Origin of the sequence: Streptomyces sp. NPDC019531 (assembly GCF_044903305.1) — a bacterium.
In the GTDB taxonomy this organism is placed as follows: domain Bacteria; phylum Actinomycetota; class Actinomycetes; order Streptomycetales; family Streptomycetaceae; genus Streptomyces.
The window spans coordinates 173043-193544 of the sequence record NZ_JBJDQL010000004.1 but is presented as its reverse complement, the minus strand read 5'-3'; the positions used below and the strand labels follow the sequence as shown (position 1 = coordinate 193544).

General features: G+C 70.4%; 18 protein-coding genes and 1 riboswitch. Of the genes, 9 read left to right on the top strand and 9 right to left on the bottom strand.

Annotated features, from left to right (window positions below; genetic code table 11):
* Positions 1–169 precede the first annotated feature (169 nt).
* The 3 genes from otsB to ACI2L1_RS07085 form a co-directional block, all read right to left on the bottom strand.
* Entirely contained in the window at positions 170–1012 is an 843-nt protein-coding gene (gene otsB / locus ACI2L1_RS07095; protein WP_404738290.1) for a trehalose-phosphatase, read from the bottom strand.
* Between the two features lie 109 nt (positions 1013–1121).
* On the bottom strand, positions 1122–2525 hold the full coding sequence (locus ACI2L1_RS07090; protein ID WP_404738289.1) for a trehalose-6-phosphate synthase: 1404 nt from the start codon (positions 2523–2525) through the stop codon (positions 1122–1124).
* A gap of 109 nt (positions 2526–2634) precedes the next feature.
* Positions 2635–3579 carry a glucosyl-3-phosphoglycerate synthase gene (locus ACI2L1_RS07085; RefSeq protein ID WP_404738288.1) on the bottom strand — a complete coding sequence of 315 codons (945 nt, stop codon included), beginning with the start codon at positions 3577–3579 and terminating at the stop codon, positions 2635–2637.
* A gap of 136 nt (positions 3580–3715) precedes the next feature.
* Positions 3716–3875: riboswitch (SAM riboswitch) on the top strand.
* 17 nt (positions 3876–3892) lie between these two features.
* Here ACI2L1_RS07085 and thrC point away from each other — a divergent pair.
* The 6 genes from thrC to ACI2L1_RS07055 all read left to right on the top strand — a co-directional run bounded on the left by thrC (position 3893) and on the right by ACI2L1_RS07055 (position 11130).
* Positions 3893–5173 carry a threonine synthase gene (thrC, locus tag ACI2L1_RS07080; protein ID WP_404738287.1) on the top strand — a complete coding sequence of 427 codons (1281 nt, stop codon included), beginning with the start codon at positions 3893–3895 and terminating at the stop codon, positions 5171–5173.
* Between the two features lie 111 nt (positions 5174–5284).
* Positions 5285–5560: a MoaD/ThiS family protein gene (locus tag ACI2L1_RS07075; RefSeq protein ID WP_053746535.1), complete on the top strand. Its 276-nt coding sequence runs from the start codon at positions 5285–5287 to the stop codon at positions 5558–5560.
* Between the two features lie 443 nt (positions 5561–6003).
* On the top strand, positions 6004–6210 hold the full coding sequence (locus tag ACI2L1_RS07070) for a cold-shock protein (RefSeq protein ID WP_007382895.1): 207 nt from the start codon (positions 6004–6006) through the stop codon (positions 6208–6210).
* 475 nt (positions 6211–6685) lie between these two features.
* A complete protein-coding gene (groL, locus tag ACI2L1_RS07065; protein WP_164431322.1) occupies positions 6686–8308 on the top strand; it encodes a chaperonin GroEL in 1623 nt (540 codons plus the stop codon).
* A gap of 357 nt (positions 8309–8665) precedes the next feature.
* The gene (locus tag ACI2L1_RS07060) at positions 8666–9544 is read left to right on the top strand and encodes a metallophosphoesterase family protein (protein WP_404738286.1); all 879 of its coding nucleotides are present in this window, start codon (positions 8666–8668) and stop codon (positions 9542–9544) included.
* A gap of 62 nt (positions 9545–9606) precedes the next feature.
* Positions 9607–11130 carry a carboxylesterase/lipase family protein gene (locus ACI2L1_RS07055; protein ID WP_404738285.1) on the top strand — a complete coding sequence of 508 codons (1524 nt, stop codon included), beginning with the start codon at positions 9607–9609 and terminating at the stop codon, positions 11128–11130.
* Between the two features lie 6 nt (positions 11131–11136).
* On the opposite strand, the gene ACI2L1_RS07050 is transcribed toward ACI2L1_RS07055, so the two are convergent.
* Positions 11137–11706, bottom strand: a complete 570-nt coding sequence (locus ACI2L1_RS07050) for a hypothetical protein (protein ID WP_404738284.1) — start codon at positions 11704–11706, stop codon at positions 11137–11139.
* 175 nt (positions 11707–11881) lie between these two features.
* Between ACI2L1_RS07050 and ACI2L1_RS07045 the strand changes: the two genes are divergently transcribed.
* Complete coding sequence (locus ACI2L1_RS07045; RefSeq protein ID WP_404738283.1) at positions 11882–13381, top strand: FG-GAP and VCBS repeat-containing protein; 1500 nt, start codon at positions 11882–11884, stop codon at positions 13379–13381.
* A 182-nt stretch (positions 13382–13563) separates the two neighbouring features.
* Here the strand turns inward: ACI2L1_RS07045 and ACI2L1_RS07040 are convergent, their stop codons facing one another.
* Genes ACI2L1_RS07040 through ACI2L1_RS07030 form a run of 3 tightly spaced genes read right to left on the bottom strand, consistent with a single transcriptional unit; the run spans position 13564 to position 17128 of the window.
* Positions 13564–14613, bottom strand: a complete 1050-nt coding sequence (locus ACI2L1_RS07040) for a DUF6801 domain-containing protein (RefSeq protein WP_404738282.1) — start codon at positions 14611–14613, stop codon at positions 13564–13566.
* The gene (locus ACI2L1_RS07035) at positions 14613–16694 is read right to left on the bottom strand and encodes an NACHT domain-containing protein (protein ID WP_404738281.1); all 2082 of its coding nucleotides are present in this window, start codon (positions 16692–16694) and stop codon (positions 14613–14615) included. Before ACI2L1_RS07035 ends, ACI2L1_RS07040 begins: the two co-directional genes overlap by 1 nt.
* Positions 16691–17128, bottom strand: a complete 438-nt coding sequence (locus ACI2L1_RS07030) for a hypothetical protein (RefSeq protein WP_404738280.1) — start codon at positions 17126–17128, stop codon at positions 16691–16693. Before ACI2L1_RS07030 ends, ACI2L1_RS07035 begins: the two co-directional genes overlap by 4 nt.
* Before the next feature lie 74 nt (positions 17129–17202).
* Here ACI2L1_RS07030 and ACI2L1_RS07025 point away from each other — a divergent pair, with 74 nt between their 5' ends.
* The gene (locus ACI2L1_RS07025) at positions 17203–17889 is read left to right on the top strand and encodes a class I SAM-dependent methyltransferase (protein WP_404738279.1); all 687 of its coding nucleotides are present in this window, start codon (positions 17203–17205) and stop codon (positions 17887–17889) included.
* 57 nt (positions 17890–17946) lie between these two features.
* Positions 17947–18585 carry a dihydrofolate reductase family protein gene (locus ACI2L1_RS07020; RefSeq protein WP_404738278.1) on the top strand — a complete coding sequence of 213 codons (639 nt, stop codon included), beginning with the start codon at positions 17947–17949 and terminating at the stop codon, positions 18583–18585.
* 4 nt (positions 18586–18589) lie between these two features.
* Here the strand turns inward: ACI2L1_RS07020 and murQ are convergent, their stop codons facing one another.
* Positions 18590–19525 (bottom strand): N-acetylmuramic acid 6-phosphate etherase, encoded by a 936-nt coding sequence (murQ, locus tag ACI2L1_RS07015; protein WP_404738277.1) that lies wholly within the window; start codon positions 19523–19525, stop codon positions 18590–18592.
* 49 nt (positions 19526–19574) lie between these two features.
* The gene (locus ACI2L1_RS07010; RefSeq protein WP_404738276.1) at positions 19575–20462 is read right to left on the bottom strand and encodes a MurR/RpiR family transcriptional regulator; all 888 of its coding nucleotides are present in this window, start codon (positions 20460–20462) and stop codon (positions 19575–19577) included.
* Positions 20463–20502: the final 40 nt, after the last annotated feature.

Genomic DNA, 20502 nt, shown 5'->3' with positions numbered 1-20502 from the left:
GGCTGCTGCCCCTTCGACCCCGTGCCCAGGGGCTGCTGCCCCTTCGACCCCGTGCCCAGGGGCTGCTGCCCCTTCGACCCCGTGCCCAGGGGCTGCTGCCCCTTCGACCCCGTGCCCAGGGGCTGCCGCCCCTTCGACCCCCGCTCCTCAAACGCCGGAGGGGCTGGATTTAGGCGAGCTGGTCCGCCAACCCCCGCAGCAGGGTCACCACGCCGCCCGGGCCGTCCACCACCAGGTCGGCCCGTTTGCGGAGTTCCGTGACCTCGTCGCTGCCGCTGCACACCAGGAGGCCCGGGGTGCCGGAGGAGCGGAGGTCGTCCACTGCGGAGAAGGCCGGGAGGTCGCCCAGGTCGTCGCCGGCGTAGAGGACGGAGCCGGCGGACAGGTCGCGGACGTGTGCCAGCAGGGCCACGCGCTTGTCCATGCCCGGGGGCCGGAGTTCCAGGACCAGACGGCCGGGCTCGACGATCAGGCCGTGCCGGGCGGCCAGGTCGGTGAGAGGGGCGCGGAGGGCGTCGAAGATGGCCTGGGGGTCCGGGGCCCGGCGGGTGTGCACCGCCACCGCCCGGCCGCCCTTCTCCTCGATCCACGCGCCGGTCCCGTCGAGGAGGGCAGGCAGTTCGGCGCGGACCGCTGCCACACCCGGATGGGGTTCCGGGGCCGTGAGCTCTCCCGTCGCCGCGTCCCAGCGCTCCGCGCCGTAGTGGCCGAGGACGGTCAGGTGCTCCAGGCCGGGGACGCCCGCGAAACCGCCGTAGCGGACCGCGATCTCGGCCGGGCGGCCGGTGACGACCGCGACGGAGGCCACCTTCGGGGCCAGGGCGGCGAGGGCCGAGACCGCTTCGGGGTGTGCCCGCGCCTGCTCCGGGTCCGCCACGATCGGAGCCAGTGTCCCGTCGAAGTCGAGCCCGATCACCGCCCGGCTCGGCTCGGCGAGGAGGGCGCGCAGGCCGTCCCGGCCGGCGGGTGTCTCCGGGGTCGGCAGAGCATCGGAGTCGGTATGGCTGCTCATGGGGGTCCCTCTCCGCGGGGTGAGGTTCGGCAGTCGGGGCAGGCGGCCGGTGGCCTGATCGGCCTGATCGGACAGCGGCCTCGGTCGTCGCGCTCGGCCGCTCGGCAGGTCACCCGCGCCGCACGGCGTTCAGCGCGTTCAGCTGGTCCAGGAACCACTGCGCCGGTGGCAGCGCCGTCGCCGCCGCGGTCAGCCGCTTCGTGCGTTCGGCCCGCTCGTGCGCGGGTGTCGTCAGCGCCTCGTGCAGGGCCGCCGCGGTCTGCTCCACGTCGTACGGGTTCACCACGATCGCGTCGTCGCCCAGCTCCTCGTACGCCCCGGCCTCCCGCGACAGCACCAGCACGCACCCCTCCTCGGAGACCACCGGCATCTCCTTCGCGACCAGGTTCATGCCGTCCCGGATGGGATTGACCAGGGCCACGTCGGCGAGCCGGTACGCGGCGAGGGAGCGCGCGAAGTCGTCCTTGACATGCAGCACGACCGGCGTCCAACCCGGTGTGCCGTACGCCGAGTTGATCTCGTCCGCCACCCGCTGCACCTCGGCCGTGTAGTCCCGGTACACCGCCAGGTCCTGCCGCGACGGATACGCGAAGGCCACATGCACGACCCGCTCCCGCCACTCGGGCCGCGACTCCAGCAGCCGCCGGTAGGCATGCAGGCCCCGCACGATGTTCTTCGACAGTTCCGTGCGGTCGACCCGGACGATCGTCCTGCGGCCCTCGCCGATCTCCTCGCGGAGCGCCGCCATCCGTTCGTCCACGTCAGGCCGGTGCGCCCGCTCGCGCAGGAAGTCCGCGTCCGCGCCCAGGCCGTGCACCCCGATCCGCGTCCGGCCGAGCCCGCCCGCGAACTCCGTACAGCAGGCTGTGAACGCGTCCGCCCAGCGACGGGTGAGGAAACCGAGCCGGTCGGCGCCCAGCATGCCCCGCAGCACCTGGGACGCGATGTCGTCCGGCAGCATCCGGAAGTAGTCCACCGGCGCCCACGGCGTGTGCGAGAAGTGGGCGATCCTGAGGTCCGGGCGCAGCTCGCGCAGCATCCCCGGCACCAGGCACAGGTGGTAGTCCTGCACCAGGACCGCCGCCCCCTCGGCCGCCTCTTCCGCCAGCGCCTGGGCGAAGGCGCGGTTGTACGTCTCGTACGACGCCCACTGCCGCCGGAACTCCGCGTCGAAGGCCGGCTCCAGCGGGGTCTGGTAGAGGAGATGGTGGACGAACCAGAGGACCGAGTTCGCGATGCCGTTGTACGCGTCCGCGTGCACCTCGGCCGGGATCGCGAGCATCCGGACACCGTCCTCGCCGACCTCCTGCCGTACCGCCTCGCGGTCGCCGTCGGACAGTGCGGAGCACACCCACAGCGCGCCCGCGTCCGGTCCGATCGCCGACAGACCGGAGACGAGCCCGCCGCCGCCCCGCTTGGCGTTCAGCGAGCCGTCCTCGCCCACTTCGTACGAGACCGGGCCGCGGTTGGACGCGACCAGTACCTCGTGAGCAGCACCGTGCGTGGAAGCCATACGCCTCAACCTAGCCCGGCCCGGAACCGCTCAAACGTACGCTTGCGCTCAGTGGGGGGCCGTATACGGAACGCCGCATTCTGTAACGCGCTCCCGTGCGACGCGACTGCTAGGCGACCTTCCGCTCGGCGTACTCCGCGATCTCCACCATCGGCGGCCGCTCCTCCGTGTCCACGGAGTACGTCCGCGGCTCGAAGCCGTCCGCGCCCCGCTCGAACTGGGTGAGGGCGGGCCTGATCATGTGGCCGCGGGCCAGCCGGAGCTGGGCGGTGCGGTAGATCGCGGCGGACATCCGGCCCAGGGCCTGACCGTCCTGGTGGCGGTGCTTGCGGACCCCGACGTCGACCTGGGCGAGGGCGTCCAGGCCCACCAGGTGCAGGGCGTCGACCAGCATGCCGAGCTCGACGCCGTACCCGACGGGGAACGGGAGCTGTTCGAGCAGGCTGCGGCGGGCCGCGTACTCGCCGCCCAGCGGCTGCACGAAACCGGCCAGCTGCGGCCAGTGCATGTTCAGCAGCGGGCGCGCCATCAGCTCGGTGACCCGGCCGCCCTGCCCGGCGGCGCCGCCCAGGGGACGGTCGTACATGCCCTTGACGAGGTCGACCTCGGGGTCGGTGAGCAGCGGGCCGACGATCCCGGAGACGAAGTCCGAGGAGAACTCCTTCAGGTCGGCGTCTATGAAACAGACGATGTCCCCGGAGGTGGCGAGCAGCGAGCGCCACAGGACCTCGCCCTTGCCGGGGACGGCGGGCAGCCGGGGCAGGATCTCGTCGCGGTGCACCACCGTGGCGCCGGCCGCGGCGGCCACCTCCGAGGTGCGGTCGGTCGACCCCGAGTCGACGACGACGATCTCGTCGACCAGCGGGACCTGCAGCACGAGGTCGTGACGGATCACGGAGACGATGTCACCGACCGTCTCCTCCTCGTTGAGCGCGGGCAGCACGACGCTGACCGTCTGCCGGGTGCGCTGCTTGGCGGCCATGATCTGGTGGAGCGGGCGATCGGTGACCGACCAGGAGCGGGTGCTCAGCCAGCGCTCGACTTCTTCCAGCACGTAGGCGGCTCCTTAGCGTGTGATCCATCTCGCGGTTCGGACGACTATCTCAACTGTCCTGGTCGTCGGTTACAGTCTTGAACAACGCGGGTGACCATCGCATGTCCTGGATGGCCCGCCGTTCACAACTTCATACCGCTCATCCAGAGGGGCAGAGGGATACGGCCCGATGAAGCCCCGGCAACCCTCCAGTCGGTTCTCGTAGCGATCACTGTCGATCGTTCTCCGCGAGGCTCCCGACTCGGGAAGGTGCCAAATCCGTCTCACGGCGAAGTGCGTCGTGAGGAAGATGAGGAGAAAGGGCCTCGCCTCCATGGCTGCGCAGACTGTTGCAAGCACCACGAACTCCGTCGATCTGGGTCCCGCCGCGGCGCTGAGCTGCCGCGAATGCGGCCACCGCGTCCCGCTGGGCCCGGTCTTCGCCTGCGAGGAGTGTTTCGGCCCGCTCGAGATCGCGTACGACTTCTCGGCCTACGACACCGAGGAGCTCCGCAAGCGGATCGAGGCGGGTCCCGCGAACATCTGGCGTTACGCGCCGCTGCTGCCCGTCCCCGCGGACGTGGCGACCAAGCCGAACATCAACCCCGGCTGGACCCAGCTCGTCAAGGCCGACAACCTCGCCCGCGAGCTCGGCGTGACCGGCGGCCTGTACATCAAGGACGACTCCGGCAACCCGACGCACTCCTTCAAGGACCGGGTCGTGGCCCAGGCCCTTGAGGCCGCGCGCGCCTTCGGCTTCACCACACTCTCCTGCTCGTCCACCGGCAACCTCGCCGGTGCGGTGGGCGCCGCCGCCGCCCGCGCCGGCTTCCGCTCCTGCGTGTTCATCCCGCACGACCTGGAGCAGGGCAAGGTCGTCATGGCCGCGATCTACGGCGGCGAGCTCGTCGGCATCGAGGGCAACTACGACGACGTGAACCGCTTCTGTTCCGAGCTGATCGGCGACCCGGCCGGCGAGGGCTGGGGCTTCGTCAACGTCAACCTGCGGCCGTACTACGCGGAGGGCTCCAAGACCCTGGCGTACGAGATCTGCGAGCAGCTGGGCTGGCAGCTGCCCGACCAGCTCGTCGTGCCGATCGCCTCCGGTTCGCAGCTCACCAAGATCGACAAGGGTCTGCAGGAGCTGATCAAGCTCGGGCTCGTCGAGGACAGGCCGTACAAGATCTTCGGGGCGCAGGCCGAGGGGTGCAGCCCTGTCTCCGTCGCGTACAAGGCGGGGCAGGACGTCGTACGGCCGCAGAAGCCCAACACGATCGCCAAGTCCCTCGCCATCGGCAACCCGGCGGACGGGCCGTACGTCCTGGACATCGCGCGGCGCACCGGCGGTGCGGTGGAGGACGTCAACGACGAGCAGGTCGTCGACGCGATCAAGCTGCTCGCCCGGAGTGAGGGGATCTTCGCGGAGACCGCCGGTGGGGTGACGGTCGGCGTGGCCAAGAAGCTGATCGAGAACGGGCTGCTCGACCCTTCGAAGACGACCGTTGTACTGAACACGGGCGATGGGCTCAAGACCCTGGACGCGGTGGCGGGTACGGGTCTTACGGCGACGATCCGTCCCAACCTTGATTCGTTCCGCGAGGCAGGTCTCGCGTAGTCGTTGTTCGTCTGCGGGCCGGTGGGGGCTGGTCGCGCCCGCGCGGCGGTAGCCGCAAATCGAGCAGAGTCCCGCGCCCCTAAAGGCGATCACCTGACCGGAGGTCTGAACATGAGCGTTTCCGTCCGTATCCCCACCATTCTGCGCACCTACACCGGCGGGCAGGCCGAGGTGGCCGCCGAAGGTGGGACCCTCGCCGAGGTCATCGCCGATCTGGAGAAGAACCACACCGGTATCGCGGCCCGGGTGCTCGACGACCAGGGCAAGCTGCGGCGGTTCGTCAACGTGTACGTGAACGACGACGACGTGCGGTTCGAGCAGGGGCTGGAGACGGCGACGCCCGACGGGGCCGGAGTCTCGATCATCCCGGCCGTCGCCGGCGGGTGACCGTATGACTGGTCATTACCTTCGGTAACAGTAATTACCGAGTGTTCATCTGATTGCCCCCTCCGCGAGAGAAGCGGAGGGGGCAATTCTCTATGGTTGAGCGCGGTACAGTTGGGGAAGCTGCGGCTTTCTTCATGCCGCATGCATATGAGTTCTGGCTTCGCATGCGATGAGAAGTAGCCAAAGTGTGCGCGTCTTATGTGCCTTATGCGTCTTTTATGGGGCCCGACTTGCCCCGAATTCAGGCGAATTCTCGCTACATTCCGGACCCCTTCCGTCCAGAATTCTCGTCCGATTGACCTGTTGCAGACGGCAGTTGGACAGATACATTCAGCCGCGGTCGACGCGTTCCGGCGCACGCCCCCAACCATGTGGGGGGTGAGGTCTGACCCGGATCCGCGAAGTGCGGGTCCGTGCAAGGGCCAGTAATAGGGGAGTTAGGCATGGCTCAGGGCACCGTCAAGTGGTTCAACGCGGAGAAGGGGTACGGCTTCATCGCGGTCGACGGTGGTGCGGATGTATTCGTCCACTACAGCGCGATCCAGATGGACGGTTACCGCACCCTTGAAGAGGGCCAGCGGGTCGAGTTCGAGATCTCGCAGGGTCAGAAGGGGCCGCAGGCGGACATGGTCCGTCTCGCGACAGGCTGAAGCACGCGCCGGGTAACAACAGCGTCGTTCTTCGTTCTTCTTCGGAGGGCTCGTATCCCATGGGGAGTCATGGGTTACGAGCCCTTCGGCATGGGCGGGCGTTTGCGCAGTTCCCCGCCCCCTGATGCCTGCGGCTCGGCCGCTTGAGCGGTGCTCGACGACGGACACCGGCCACCCTGTGACTCCCCGGGGGCGCGGGGAACCGCGCGACCGGCCGCAGCGGACCCGCACCCGCCCGACGGGCCCGCCCCGACACATCACCAGGCGCCCGGTCTTCGGTAGCCGCTTGCACTCGACCATGCCGAGTGCTAATCATTGGCGTTAGCACTCTGAAGGTGAGAGTGACAACGAAGGACCGGGTCGGTGAGGCCCGCAGGCCGGATGGGGAAGGAACCCACGAGGCAGGCGAGCCGTCCGTCGCGGGCGCGGGCGCGGTCCGAAGGAATCACCCCCAGTCCTGGAGGGACCACTTCACATGGCCAAGATCATCGCGTTCGACGAGGAGGCGCGGCGCGGCCTCGAGCGCGGCATGAACCAGCTCGCGGACGCCGTGAAGGTGACGCTCGGCCCCAAGGGCCGCAACGTCGTCCTCGAGAAGAAGTGGGGCGCCCCCACGATCACCAACGATGGTGTCTCCATCGCCAAGGAGATCGAGCTCGAGGACCCGTACGAGAAGATCGGCGCCGAGCTGGTCAAGGAAGTCGCCAAGAAGACGGACGACGTCGCCGGCGACGGTACGACCACCGCGACCGTGCTCGCCCAGGCCCTCGTCAAGGAAGGCCTTCGCAACGTAGCCGCGGGCGCCAACCCGATGGCCCTCAAGCGCGGTATCGAGAAGGCCGTCGAGGCCGTCTCCGCCGCTCTCCTTGAGCAGGCCAAGGATGTCGAGACCAAGGAGCAGATCGCCTCCACGGCCTCCATCTCCGCCGCCGACACCCAGATCGGCGAGCTCATCGCCGAGGCGATGGACAAGGTCGGCAAGGAAGGCGTCATCACCGTCGAGGAGTCCCAGACCTTCGGTCTGGAGCTGGAGCTCACCGAGGGTATGCGCTTCGACAAGGGCTACATCTCGGCGTACTTCGCCACCGACATGGAGCGGATGGAGGCGTCGCTCGACGACCCCTACATCCTCATCGCCAACTCCAAGATCGGCTCCGTCAAGGACCTGCTCCCGCTCCTGGAGAAGGTCATGCAGTCGGGCAAGCCGCTGCTGATCATCGCCGAGGACGTCGAGGGCGAGGCCCTGTCGACCCTGGTCGTCAACAAGATCCGCGGCACCTTCAAGTCCGTCGCCGTCAAGGCCCCGGGCTTCGGTGACCGCCGCAAGGCCATGCTCGGCGACATCGCCATCCTCACGGGCGGCGAGGTCATCTCCGAGGAGGTCGGCCTCAAGCTGGAGAACGCGACCCTGGACCTCCTGGGCCGCGCCCGCAAGGTCGTCATCACCAAGGACGAGACCACCATCGTCGACGGCGCCGGGTCCTCGGACCAGGTCAACGGCCGGGTCAACCAGATCCGTGCCGAGATCGAGAACAGCGACTCGGACTACGACCGCGAGAAGCTCCAGGAGCGCCTGGCCAAGCTCGCCGGTGGCGTCGCCGTCATCAAGGCCGGTGCCGCGACCGAGGTCGAGCTCAAGGAGCGCAAGCACCGCATCGAGGACGCCGTGCGCAACGCCAAGGCGGCCGTCGAGGAGGGCATCGTCGCCGGTGGTGGCGTGGCCCTGCTGCAGGCCTCCGGTGTCTTCGAGAAGCTGGAGCTGGAGGGTGACGAGGCGACCGGCGCTGCCGCCGTCAAGCTCGCCCTTGAGGCCCCGCTGAAGCAGATCGCCGTCAACGCCGGCCTTGAGGGCGGCGTCGTGGTGGAGAAGGTCCGCAACCTCACCCCGGGCCACGGCCTGAACGCCGCGACCGGTGAGTACGTCGACCTGGTCAAGGAAGGCATCATCGACCCGGCGAAGGTCACGCGCTCTGCCCTGCAGAACGCCGCCTCCATCGCCGCGCTCTTCCTCACCACCGAGGCCGTCATCGCCGACAAGCCGGAGAAGGCCGCCGCGCCCGCCGGTGGCGGTATGCCGGGCGGTGACATGGACTTCTGATCGACCTCTGGTTGATCAACGTCCTTGCCGCGGGCGGCACTTCCCCGGAAGCGGGGTGTGCCGCCCGCGGTTTTTTCTGCGCTATGCTTGATCACGAGCCGGTCGACGTGAAGTCCCGTCGGTCGACTACGCGTCGGTGGTCCAAGGAAAGACGCCCCGCTTCCTGCGGGGAAATGCAGGTGCAAGGCCTGCCCGGCGCTCCGGACGAAGCCCGTCCCACATTCAGTGGGGCGGGCTTCACGCATGAGTGGCCGGTCTCACAGCCCAGCGGGAAAGCCGGGAACGGGTGGGGCCGTCAATACTTGGGTATCACCATTTATGTGCACGCATATACCAAGTCCGGATAGCGTGACGGACATGCGGATAGTGCATCTCTCGGACACCCATGTGGAGCGCACCGACGCCCCCAACAGCAACGGCGTCAACGCCACCGAATCCCTGCGGCTGATCCTCGCCGAGCTACGCCATCTGCGGGACGTCGACGCGGTCGTCGTCACCGGGGACATCGCCAACGCCGGTGATGTGGAGGCGTACACGACCGTGCGGGAACTGGTCGGCGACTTCGCCCGGCCGCACGGCGCCGCCGTCTTCTGCACCACCGGCAACCACGACGAGCGCGAGGCCTTCGGCAAGGTGCTCGGGAGCGGGCATGCCCGGCCAGAGGTGGTGCTGGAGACCGAGGACGCGGAGCGGGCCGCGGTGACCACGGTCGACGGCTGGCGGTTCGTCACACTGGACTCGCTCGTGCCGGGCAAGGTGTACGGGCGGATCAGCGCGGCCCAACTGGAGTGGCTGCGGGGAGTGTTGAGAACACCGGCCGAGCGCGGCACGGTCCTCGCCTTCCACCATCCACCGATCAGCCTCGGCCTCTCCGTCACCCAGCCCGTCTTCGGGCTGCTCAACCCCGGGGAGCTGGCGGCGGCGATCCGCGGGAGTGACGTACGGACCGTGCTGACCGGGCACTTCCATCTCCAGCTGTTCGGGATGCTGGAGGCGGTGCCGGTGTGGGTGACGCCGGGGGTGGTCAACCGCATCGACCTGACCACGCCGTACGGCACCGAGCGGGCGGTGCGCGGGGCCTCGGCCTCGCTGGTGGAGCTGGGTGGGCCGGCGAGCCCGGTGTTCCACACCTTCCACGCGCGGGACCCGCGGGCGCACGAGACGGTGTACGAACTGGACGAGGAGCGGACCCGGGCGGTGCTGGAGGAGCACGGCCCTCGGGACGGACTTGGTTGACTCAAGCAAGGGGTGTGGGCTGAAGTTGGTGCCAGCAGCCCACACCCATGAGGAGTTCGACGATGACGTCAGCCGAGGATCTCGAAGTACGCACCGCGGCCGGAGCCGTGCGCGGGCGCGCCGAGGACGGGCTCGTGGTCTTCCGGGGGATCCCGTTCGCCGAGCCGCCGGTCGGGGACGCGCGGTTCCAGGCGCCGCGGCCCGTGCGGGGCTGGGAGGGGACCCGGGAGGCGTACGCGTTCGGGCCGCCGCCCCCGCAGGAGGCGGGCATCCAGGGGCGGACCGGCGTGCTGGAGGCGCCCACCGGTGTCGACTGGCTGACGGTCAACGTCTGGACCCCGGCCACGGACCCGTCTGCCCTCCGCCCGGTGATGGTGTACATCTACGGCGGCGCCTACAAGCTGGGGCACTCGGGCAGCCCCGGCTACGACGCCCAGCACCTCGCGCGCGCCGGTGACGTGGTCGTCGTCACCCTCAACTACCGCGTCGGCATCGAGGGGTTCGCCCTGCTGGAGGGGGCGCCCGCGAACCGGGGGCTGCTGGACCAGGTGGCGGCGCTGGAGTGGGTGCGGGACAACATCACGGCGTTCGGCGGGGACCCCGCGCAGGTCACGGTGTTCGGGGAGTCGGCCGGGGCGGGGTCGGTCGCCTCGCTGCTGGCGATGCCGAGCGCGCGCGGGCTGTTCGGGCGGGCCGTCGCGCAGAGCGTGCCCGGTACGTACTTCTCGGCGGAGCTGGCCCGGGACATCGCGGTGGAGATCGCCAAGGAGGCGGGGCTCGCACCCACGGCGGCCGCGCTGTCGGCCGTGGATCCGCTCGAACTCCCGGCCGCGGGCGAGCGGTTGAGCCTGCGGATGCGCGAGTACGACGACCGGTGGGGCCAGGCGGCACCCACCGTCACCCCCTTCTCGCCGGTCGTCGACGGCGAGGTGCTGCCGTGCACGCCGTGGGAGGCGCTGGCGGCGGGCGTGGCCCGGGACGTGGAGCTGCTCGTCGGGCACAACCGGGACGAGTACCGGCTCTTCCTCGTTCTCGCCGACCAGCTCGGCAAGATCACCGAGGAGCAGGCGGCCGCGGCCCTGCGGACGTTCGCACCGGGGCCCGACGGGGAGCGCGCCTACCGCGAGGCGTTCCCGGAGGCCACGCCGACCGCGCTCTACGAGCGCGTGCAGACGGACTGGCTGTTCAACATGCCGTCCCTGCGGCTGGCGGAGGCGCAGGTCGCGGGCGGCGGGCGGGCCCATGTCTACGAACTGACCTGGCCCGCACCGGGGTTCGGCGGCGCGCTCGGCGCGTGCCACGGGCTGGACATCCCGCTGCTGTTCGGCACCTACGAGGCCGACCTCGGAAATCTGCTGTTCGCGGGGAGCGGGGTCCCGGACGAGGCGAGGGCACTGACCGCGCGCTTCCAGTCGGCGTGGACGGCGTTCGCGCGCACCGGGGATCCGGGGTGGCCGGCGTACGACGGTGACGGCCGACTGACCCAGGTCCTGGACGTGGAGCCGGAGGTGCGGCCGTACCCGGACGAGGTGTCGCGGCGGCTGTGGGAGGCGTACGACTTCCCGGCGCTGCCGTTGCTGAAGTAGCCCGGTCTAGAGGTTCCCCAGCGGCTCGATGTCCACCTTGACCGGGGTGCCCCACACCCTGAGCACCTCGTAGTCGGTGAACTCGTGGACCAGCCGGTACGCCATCGCGGCGCGCGGGCCCCGGCGCTGGGCGTTGAGGTAGAGCTCGGCCTCGTGCCGGTCCCGCCTCGGCGTCCCGCACAACTGCCACTCCTGGCCGGTCCACAGCTCGGGGAGCCAGCGCTGCTGGGGCTGGGGCCGGTCCTCCCGCACCCCGTAGCGGGACGGGGTGGGGCCGGCGGTCCTCGGGTGGGCGCCGGGCCCGTTGATCTCGGCGCGGCGGGCCGCCCGGCGCCGGGTCTCGCACAGCAGGCACAGGTCGGGGGCGTTCTCGTCGACCGGGCCGTTCGGGTGCTCGGCGCAGCGGGTGGTGGGGGCGGCGGCGGTGACGCTGTCCTCAAGGAGGTCCAGCGCACGCTTCAGATCGCCCCTGACTTCGTGGAGCCGGGCGTCCGGGGTGTCCGCGGTGAGGGCATCGCCGTGCTCGCCGAGCAGACGGAGGGCGCGGCCCAGGGCGGTGAGCTGAGCGTGGTTCATGGGGTCAGTCTCCGTAATCCTCGACATCACGTACAACCCTCGGAGCCCGCCAGAGGTCTCTTGATCGCCAACCGTCCGTGTCCCTGAGGACAACACCCGGCAAACACGGACGGTTCGCACCCCATCGACTCGGATGCCCGCCAGGCATCCCCCGCATGCCGCAGGAGAATCACGCATGCACCACAGACACCACCCGCATCTGCGACTCGCCCTCGCGACGGCCGCCGCGGCCGCGCTGACGGGCGGTCTGCTCACGGTCTCGGTGACCACGGCCACCGCCGCCGACTCGTTCAAGGTCGCGAAGGCCGACTTCAACGGCGACGGCATCGGCGACGTGGTGGCCTCGGCCCCCGGCGCCTACGTCAGCGGCCACGCCAACGCCGGCCAGGTCGTCGCGCTCTACGGCAGCGCCGGCTCCGGCGTGACCTCGGCCAAGCGCACGGTCCTCAGCCAGAACTCCGGCACCGTGCCCGGCAGCGCCGAGGCCGGCGACTGGTTCGGCGGCGCGACCGCGTACGCCGACTTCAACGGCGACGGGTACGACGACCTCGCCGTGGCCTCGCCGTACGAGAAGGTCGGCACCGACACCGACGGCGGCGCCCTCGCGATCCTCTGGGGCTCGGCGAGCGGCCTCACCGGCAAGGCGAGCGACGTACCGGACCCGGCCGTCTCCTCGCACGACAACTGGGGCCTGTCCCTGGCCGCCGGCGACTTCGACGGCGACGGCAAGGCCGACCTGGCCGTCGGCAGCTCGTCCGCCACCCTCTACGTCTACAAGGGCGGCTTCAGCAGCTCCACCGGCCAGCCCGGCGGCCGCTACACCATCAAGCCGCCGATCATGCCCGGCTCGTCCGGCTTCCCGTACGGCCCTCAGCAGCTCACCGCCGGCGATGTGAACGGCGACGGCCGGACCGACCTGGTGGTCGACGGCTACGAGACGCAGACGGCGAACGGCTGGAACACCAACTACTACGTGCCCGGCACCGCGAGCGGTCTGAGCGTCGCGGGCGTCAAGACCCTCAAGCCGGGCATCGTCACCGGGATCGGCGACATCAACGGCGACGGCTACGGCGACATCGTCACCGGCGCCGGCTGGGACGCCACGACCAGCGACGGCCAGACCATTCCGGACTCCTCCAACGGCGGCAGGGTCAGCATCACCTACGGCTCCGCGTCCGGCCCCGCCTCGACCACCGGCATCACCCAGAACACCGGGAACGTGCCCGGCAGTTCGGAGAAGGGTGACGCCTTCGGCTGGGACCTGGACCTGGGCGACGTCAACGGCGACGGCTACCAGGACGTGGTCGTCTCCACCCCGAACGAGGACCTCGGCAGCGTCACCAACGCCGGCATGGTCACCGTCATGTACGGCTCGGCGAGCGGCATCAACACGTCCACCGGCCTCCAGTCCTTCGAGCAGAACACGACGGGCGTCCCCGGCACGAGCGAGAAGAACGACCTGTTCGGCGCCGACGTCAAGCTCGACGACGTCAACGGCGACGGCAAGGCCGACCTGGTCATCGGGTCGTACGAGGACGGCGGCGACGGAGCGGTGACCTACCTGCCCTCCACCGGCACGAAGATCGGCACGACCGGCTCCCGCGCCCTGTCCGTGACCGCGGTGGGCGTCTCCACCTCGGGCACCGCACAGTTCGGCGCGCTCTTCGCCGACTAGCCCGCACTCCTTGCGGCAGTCATTCCACGCCGGGCCCCCGACCGCCCTCACGGGCACGACCGTCGGGGGCCCGGCCCCGTCGTACCCCTGGAGACCACTCCCGTGCGCAGCACCCCCACCCCCACGTTTACGGCCTTGGCCGCGCTACCCGGAACTGGGCTGCTCCCCTGAAGCGCCGCGTCTCAGTCGTGCGTGCCGTCGGAGCGGCGCTTCCTCAGGCGGGCACCGAAGCCGACGGCGGCCGCGGCGCCACCCGCGACGAGGACGCCCATCGTCAGCACGAGCGGGCTCCTGGGGTCCAGGTCGTGCGGGGTGTCCTTGGCGGCGGCCGCGGTCTCGCCGTCTCGCGCCGTGTTGACGGTCGGTGCCCCTTGGGAAGCGGTCGGGGGACGGGGGGAGGGCTTGGCCGAGCCGGCTGTCGACGCGCTCGGCGTGGTCGTCGTACGGGACGAGGCCGTCGTACGGGACGAGCCCGTCGTACCCGAGGTCGAACTGCCGGATCCTGCCGAGGTTCCCGTGCCCGTTCCTGTCCCCGTCCCGCTGCCGCTGCCGCTGCCGCTGCCGCTGCCGGAGCCGGAGCCAGATCCCGAGCCCGAGCCCGAACCGGTGCCTCTGGTTGGTTTCGGTGTGGCCTGGGCCTTCTTGGTGACGACGAGCGACTGGAGGACCGTGTTCTGCCCGCCGTCCACCGTGCAGGACGCCTCGATCGTCCCCACCCACGTGGTGTTGCCGAACGCGTCCCTCGGGGTGAGGCGCAGGGTGAGGTCGCCGACGGTGATCTTCGCGTTGCCCGGCTTGCTGAAGGTGAGGGAGGGCGCGGTGCCGTGGGCGGTGATGTCGAAGGAACCGGAGGCGGGGACGGTGGTCCTCGGGATCGTCATGGGCACGGTCAGGGGGATGCTGCCCTGTGACGTGGTCACGTCGGCGGTCCCCTTCAGCGAGCCCTCGACGGTCCTCGCGCCCGCCAGCGTGGCGTACTGCGTGAAGCTCCCGTCCACCGTCGTCACGCCGTTCACGGCGGATTCCGGGCTGGGCTCGCCGACTTCGATCGTGCTCGGGAGGTCCGTGCCGAGCTTCATCGTCACGGGTGAGGTGCCGAGCCCCGAGAAGGCGCAGGTGTAGTCCAGGGTGAGCGAAACCGGTTCGGCGGAAGCGGGGTGAGCGCTCGCCGTGGCCAGAACGGCCGTGACCGCAAAGGCGAGTAAGGCCGCCCGGTGCCTGCTTGTGCCCATCAGTGATCCCCCGTCGTAGGTTGCCCGTGGTGCTTCGGGACCTCGGCCAGGTGGTCCCGGAGCAGCGCGTGGCGGAACTGGTAGACCGCGCCGAACTGGCGCAGCACGCCTCGCTGGTAGGCGTCGTCGAGGAAGGTGTTCACCGCCCACGGAAGCCGCCGGGTCAGGGGCAGCCAGAAGCGGACCAGGACCATCCACCGGCCCCACGCGGTGAGCGTCCCGACCCCGACTCCGACGACGAGCGCGCCCGCGATCCCGGCCAGGATCCCGAGGACCACGCCGTTCACGAGCGCGACGACGACTCCGTACCCGAGCCCGAGCAGCACGCCGACCGTGGCCATTTGCGCGAGGACGGTGGTGCGGTTCGTGTGCAGCAGGTCCGACGGGCTGACCGATGCCTCCGGCCTGACGACCGCCTCCAGCCCCGCCATGAGCGCGAGGATGAGTCCGACCCCCAGTCCGAGAGCGAGCCCGGCCACGAGCCAGTTCCCGAACACCCAGGCGGCGGTGGTCCAGGGATAGGCCAGGAGGCGCGCGTACACCGACGCGCTGAGCCCGAACACGACCCCGAAGACCAGTCCGCCCGTGAGCCCGCCCACCGTCCTGGGAAGAAAGCTTTCCCTCACTCGCGCTCTGGTCGCTCCGCCGCGGATCCGGATCTCCATGCGCGACGGTTCGAACCCGCCGCCGACCTTGAGCTTCGTCCCGAATCCGTGCATGAGCCCGAAGGCCGTCGCGATGCCCAGCACGTTCAGAAGCACGGTCGCGAACGCTTCCGCGGGCTCGCTCGTGAGGCCGTAGACGAGCCCGAGCAGAATCGTCGACACGAGTCCGCAGGTCGCGCCCGAGACGATCATGCGCGAGGGGAGGCTCATGGTGGTGCCCAGCCGCCACCACTCGATGTCCTGGGTGCCCTGGGCGTCGTCGAGTGTTCTCAGATGCGTGGCGATGTGGCCGAGCCAGCGTCGGGCCTGCTCGGGGCGCCAGCGTCGGCGCGTCGCGGCGGAGCCTGCGCCCAGGAAACGTTCGTAGGCGATGGGGACGAAACTGCCGAGGAGATGGTCTTCGAGCGCTGCCCGGGTGCGGAGTTCCTCGTTCCGCAGAAGCTTCCACGGATCGCTGCCGGGACCGTGGGCGGTGTGGGCGAGGGTGACCATGAGAGGGGTGGTCAGCACAGCGGCGAGCGGTTCCTCGGGGTGCCGGCCCAACTCGTTCAGGACGGCCTTCCAGCCGGTACCGCGCAACGGGCCTCGGGCACAGTCGGCGAGGGTGAGGTCGGTCAGTTCGATGCCGTCGAAGAGCCCGTGTTCCGCCACCGCGGCTTCCAGTTCCTTACGGCGGCTCGTCAGCAGCAGCGGCATGACGCTGGTCCTGATGTCGCGCAGCGCGTCCGCGCGCAGGTCTGCGGCGATCTCGTCGAACCCGTCCAGGACGGCCAGCACGCGGTTGTCGTCGAACAACGTCTCGGCCCACGTCGGCCCTGCGGGGCCGGGCCCCGCCAGGAAGGGGTGGTCCCGCTTCAGCCGGTCGACCAGCCAGGCCCGCAGGGGAGTGTCGGTGGGATTCCACGATCCCAGGCTGAAGATCACCGGGACCGGTGTCTCGTCGGTCTGGGAGCGGGCGTTCAGCCAGACCTTCGCGAAACGCCGGATCAGGATCGTCTTCCCCGAGCCCGCCTGGCCCAGCACCATCATCCTGCCGCGCTCCGTGTCCCGGAAGACGGCCATGATCGTGTCCAGCGGACCGGTCAGGTCCACCGCCTCCGCCGGGGCCCCGAAGACGCTGACCTCGCTGCCCGTCAGCTTCGGAGGTGCAGGTCGCCAGCGCACGGGCAGGGGCACCGGGTCCCACAATCGCTGCTGCTCCTCCTCGTGGTTGAGCTGGGCGCCGACTCGGGTCGCGAGCAGGTTGGCCTTTCCGGCGAGGGAGTCGGGGGCGGGGGGTGGCGGGGAAACGATGATGTCGCCCGTGATGATGGGTGCGTAGTTGTCACGGTGCACGATCACCGACCGGTTGCCGGGCGCCTCGACGGGCTCCGGCTCGACGGGGGCTGGTTCCTCAGTACCCGGACCGTCGCTCACGAGGACGGGGTGGGCGCCGCGCCGTCGCCGGTGGAAACGGGCCCGAAGTTGTTTCCGCCGATGGCGACACTGCGCTCGCCCACAGCCCTGACGGTGGGACGCTCCGACAGCGGCACCCTGAGCTCGGCCGACAGCTCGGCGGCCAGGTTCGGGCAGTCCCGGAGCGTGTTCCGCAGCGCGATCCTCAACTCCGCGCGCCGCAAGGCGAGAAGATCCCGGTCCTCGCCCGCCTCCGCCAGATCGGTGACGGAGACCCGCACCGGATCGGCGGCGGCGCCACGGTTCAGGATCTGTCCTAGCAGCCGCTGTCCCAGTCGTACGGTCGCCCCCGCCGTCTCGTCCTGGGCCCTGGTCAGCACGCTCACGCCGAAGGCGATGGCCGCCGCCTCGGTTGCCGGCACGAGCTGGTCGAGCAGTGTGTCGAGCTCAAGCACGGATGTTCCCCTTGTCGCGCGAGCGAATCCAGAGGTCAACAGGGAAGAGAGTATGCCCTGTTGAAATAGATCCCATGCGCCTCTTCACACCTCACGCACTCGCCGTGCTCCAACGCTTCAACGACGCCCACCCCTGGTCCCACAACGCCCACTACCACCCGTGGCTCATGCGCCGGTTGCCCCGCCGCTTCGACCGGGCCCTCGACGTCGGCTGCGGTGCCGGAGACCTCGCGAGGCTGCTGGCGACGCGGGCCACGCAGGTGCACGGCATCGACAGCGACGAGCGGATCATCGGTGAGGCGAGGGAGTCGACCGATCCCGGCCTCCCCGTCGCCTTCGCCGTCGCGGACGCGCTGTCGTACGACGAAGGTGCCCCCTACGACGTCATCACCTGTGTCGCCGTACTCCACCACCTCCCGCTCACCGAGGCCCTCACGCGCTTGCGGCAGCAGCTGGCCCCCGGTGGAACCTTGCTGATCGTCGGGGTCGCCCAGGAGGACACCGGAGTCCAGCGGCTGCTCGGCCTCGTCTCCGTCCCGCTCAACCTGATCAACGGCTGGGTCAGGAACAGGGGGCGGAGGGTCGCCGAGAGGCCCGTCGCGATGACCGCCGTGACCCGCCCGCCGGACGTCCCGTACACCGAGCTCGTCCGTGAGGTCCGCCGTGTCCTGCCCGGCGCCCGGCTGAGGCGTCGGCTCTTCTGGCGCTACACCCTGGTCTGGAAAAAGATGCGTGGGGATGTCGATCCGGTCAGGCTCTGAACGACGCACAGATGAGAGACAGGCGAGAGAAGGACATCCACCCGAGAGGCGAAGGCCATGCCCAAGGTTCGCGTACACAACGTGACGATCTCCCTGGACGGCTTCATGGCCGGCCCGAACCAGCGGCTCGACGCCCCCTTCGGCGACGGTGTCGGCTGGGGCGACGAGCTGCACAGCTGGTTCGTCGCCGCGTCGGAGGACGCGGCCGCGGGGAAGACCGGAATCGACGTCGACTATTTCGTCCGCGGTGACCAGAACACCGGCGCCACGATCATGGGGCGGAACATGTTCGGTCCGCAGCGCGGGCCGTGGGAGGACGAGTCCTGGCAGGGCTGGTGGGGCGACAACCCGCCCTACCACCACGACGTCTTCGTCCACACCCACCATCTGCGCCCGGCACTGGAGATGGCCGGCGGCACCACCTTCCACTTCACCGACGAGCCGCCCGAGGCGGTGCTCCGGCGCGCGTTCGACGCCGCGGACGGCAAGGACGTCCGGATCGGCGGCGGGGCGGCGGTCATCCGGCAGTATCTGCGCGCCGGTCTGATCGACGAGATGCACCTGGTGATCGCGCCGATGCTCATCGGGCGAGGGGAGCGGCTGCTCGACGACCTGGGCGACGGGATCGACGGCTACCGGGTGTCCGAGCTGGTCGGCTCCCCGAACGTCACCCACGCGATGCTCGTCCGCCGCTGATCCGCTAGCGGGTGGTCGCCGCCAGCGCCGCCCGCAGATGCCCCCCCGACTCCTCCAGCAACCGCGCCGCCGTGGGGCCGTCCACGTCGGCCAGGAGGGTCAGGATCGCGTTCTTCGCCTCGCCGTCGGTGGCGGCCAGGGCGCGCTCGACCTCCTCGTCGTCGGCGCCGGTGGCGAGCGCGACGATACGGCGGGAGCGGGCGCGCAGTTTCTCGTTCGAGGCGCGTACGTCGACCATCAGGTTCCCGTACGTCTTGCCGAGCCGGATCATCGTGATCGTCGACAGCATGTTGAGCACCAGTTTCTGGGCGGTGCCCGCCTTGAGGCGGGTGGAGCCGGTCAGCAGCTCGGGGCCGACGACCACCTCGATGCCGTGGTCCGCGGCGGCCGCCAGCGCACTGTCCGCGTTGCAGGACAGGCCGACGGTCAACGCCCCCCGCGCGCGGGCGTGTTCCACCGCTCCCACGGCGTAAGGGGTACGACCGGACGCGGACACCCCGACCACCGTGTCCACGGCGGTCACCGCGAGCCCGTCCAGGTCGGCCCGCGCCAGCTCCGCCGAGTCCTCGGCGCCCTCGACGGAGGTGACCACGGCCTCGGGGCCGCCCGCGATCAGGCCCACGACCTGCTCCGGTTCCGTGTTGAAGGTCGGCGGACACTCGGAGGCGTCCAGCACACCGAGCCGCCCGGCGGTGCCGGCCCCGGCGTAGATCAGTCGGCCGCCACGGGCCATGCGCTCGGCGACGGCGTCGATGGCCGCGGCGATCTGCGGCAGCTGCCGGGACACGGCGGCGGGCACGGAGGCGTCCTCGCCGTTCATCAGCCGGGCGATGTCGAGGGTCGGCAACTGGTCGACGTCGGCGAGCTCGGGCCGGAAGGCCTCGGTGGTCAGCGTCTCCAACTGGGCTTGCAGTTCACGGGGGTTGGAGTTGGAGGTCATGGAGGAGCGGCTCTTTCTTCGAAACTGACATCTACCGGGAAACCGGCGCCTACCGACGGTGCCTGTGTGCCAGCGCCTCATAGGACGCGGCCAGCGCCGGTGCCGCCGTCTCATAAGTCCGCTGTGCCACCCCCACGAACAGACAGTCCACCACCAGCAGCTGACTCGTCCGGGACGACATCGCGGCCGGCCGCAGCTCGCTCTCCCGGGCGGTGGACGTGGTCAGCACATGGTCGGCGTACTGCGCCACCGCCCCGTCGGGCCGTCCGGTGATCGCGACCGTCGTGGCCCCGTGCTCGAACGCGACCCGCAACGGCTCGATGACATCCCCGGTCGCCCCCGAGTGCGTGATCGCGATCGCGACATCACCCGCCCGCAGCTGCACCGCGTTCGTCACGGCGAGATGCGGATCGCTGTGCGCCTGGGCTATCAGCCCTATCCGCAGCAGCTTCTGCGTGAGGTCCTGTGCGACGAGACCGGACGCCCCCACCCCGTACACGTCGATCCGCCGGGCCGAGGCCGTCGCGGCGACCGCCGCCCCCAGCTGCACGGTGTCAAGACCGGCCGCCGTGTCGGCAAGGGTCTGCTGCTCGTCGTAGGCGAGCTTGGCGACCACGTCCGCGATCGGATCGTCCACCGCGATGTCCGTGGTGATCGCGGGTGCCCGCCCGGACTGCTGCTGCGCGGCGAGCCCGGCGAGGGCGAGCCGCAGGTCGCGGTACCCGGGATAGCCGAGCAGCCGGGCCGTCCGTACGACGGTCGCCTCGCTCGTCCCCGTCAGCTCCGCGAGGCCCGTGACGGTGAGCGCCGCGCACCCCGCGGGGTCGTTCGCCACGGCCTCGGCGACCCGCTGCATGGAACGCGTCATGGACGGACCCAGCGTGCGCACCTTCGCCGCGAGCGCACTGCCGAAAATTTCCTTCACTTCCTGGGCCACAACTGAAAGATATTTTCGGCTCCGGCCCGTGGTCAAGAGC

Excerpts from the sequence above, each read along its gene's own strand:
- otsB (WP_404738290.1), bottom strand. The coding sequence starts at position 1,012 with ATGAGCAGCCATACCGACTCCGATGCTCTGCCGACCCCGGAGACACCC.
- ACI2L1_RS07090 (WP_404738289.1), bottom strand. The coding sequence starts at position 2,525 with ATGGCTTCCACGCACGGTGCTGCTCACGAGGTACTGGTCGCGTCCAAC.
- thrC (WP_404738287.1), top strand. The coding sequence starts at position 3,893 with ATGGCTGCGCAGACTGTTGCAAGCACCACGAACTCCGTCGATCTGGGT.
- ACI2L1_RS07075 (WP_053746535.1), top strand. The coding sequence starts at position 5,285 with ATGAGCGTTTCCGTCCGTATCCCCACCATTCTGCGCACCTACACCGGC.
- ACI2L1_RS07070 (WP_007382895.1), top strand. The coding sequence starts at position 6,004 with ATGGCTCAGGGCACCGTCAAGTGGTTCAACGCGGAGAAGGGGTACGGC.
- groL (WP_164431322.1), top strand. The coding sequence starts at position 6,686 with ATGGCCAAGATCATCGCGTTCGACGAGGAGGCGCGGCGCGGCCTCGAG.
- ACI2L1_RS07060 (WP_404738286.1), top strand. The coding sequence starts at position 8,666 with ATGCGGATAGTGCATCTCTCGGACACCCATGTGGAGCGCACCGACGCC.
- ACI2L1_RS07055 (WP_404738285.1), top strand. The coding sequence starts at position 9,607 with ATGACGTCAGCCGAGGATCTCGAAGTACGCACCGCGGCCGGAGCCGTG.
- ACI2L1_RS07050 (WP_404738284.1), bottom strand. The coding sequence starts at position 11,706 with ATGAACCACGCTCAGCTCACCGCCCTGGGCCGCGCCCTCCGTCTGCTC.
- ACI2L1_RS07045 (WP_404738283.1), top strand. The coding sequence starts at position 11,882 with ATGCACCACAGACACCACCCGCATCTGCGACTCGCCCTCGCGACGGCC.
- ACI2L1_RS07040 (WP_404738282.1), bottom strand. The coding sequence starts at position 14,613 with ATGGGCACAAGCAGGCACCGGGCGGCCTTACTCGCCTTTGCGGTCACG.
- ACI2L1_RS07025 (WP_404738279.1), top strand. The coding sequence starts at position 17,203 with ATGCGCCTCTTCACACCTCACGCACTCGCCGTGCTCCAACGCTTCAAC.
- ACI2L1_RS07020 (WP_404738278.1), top strand. The coding sequence starts at position 17,947 with ATGCCCAAGGTTCGCGTACACAACGTGACGATCTCCCTGGACGGCTTC.
- murQ (WP_404738277.1), bottom strand. The coding sequence starts at position 19,525 with ATGACCTCCAACTCCAACCCCCGTGAACTGCAAGCCCAGTTGGAGACG.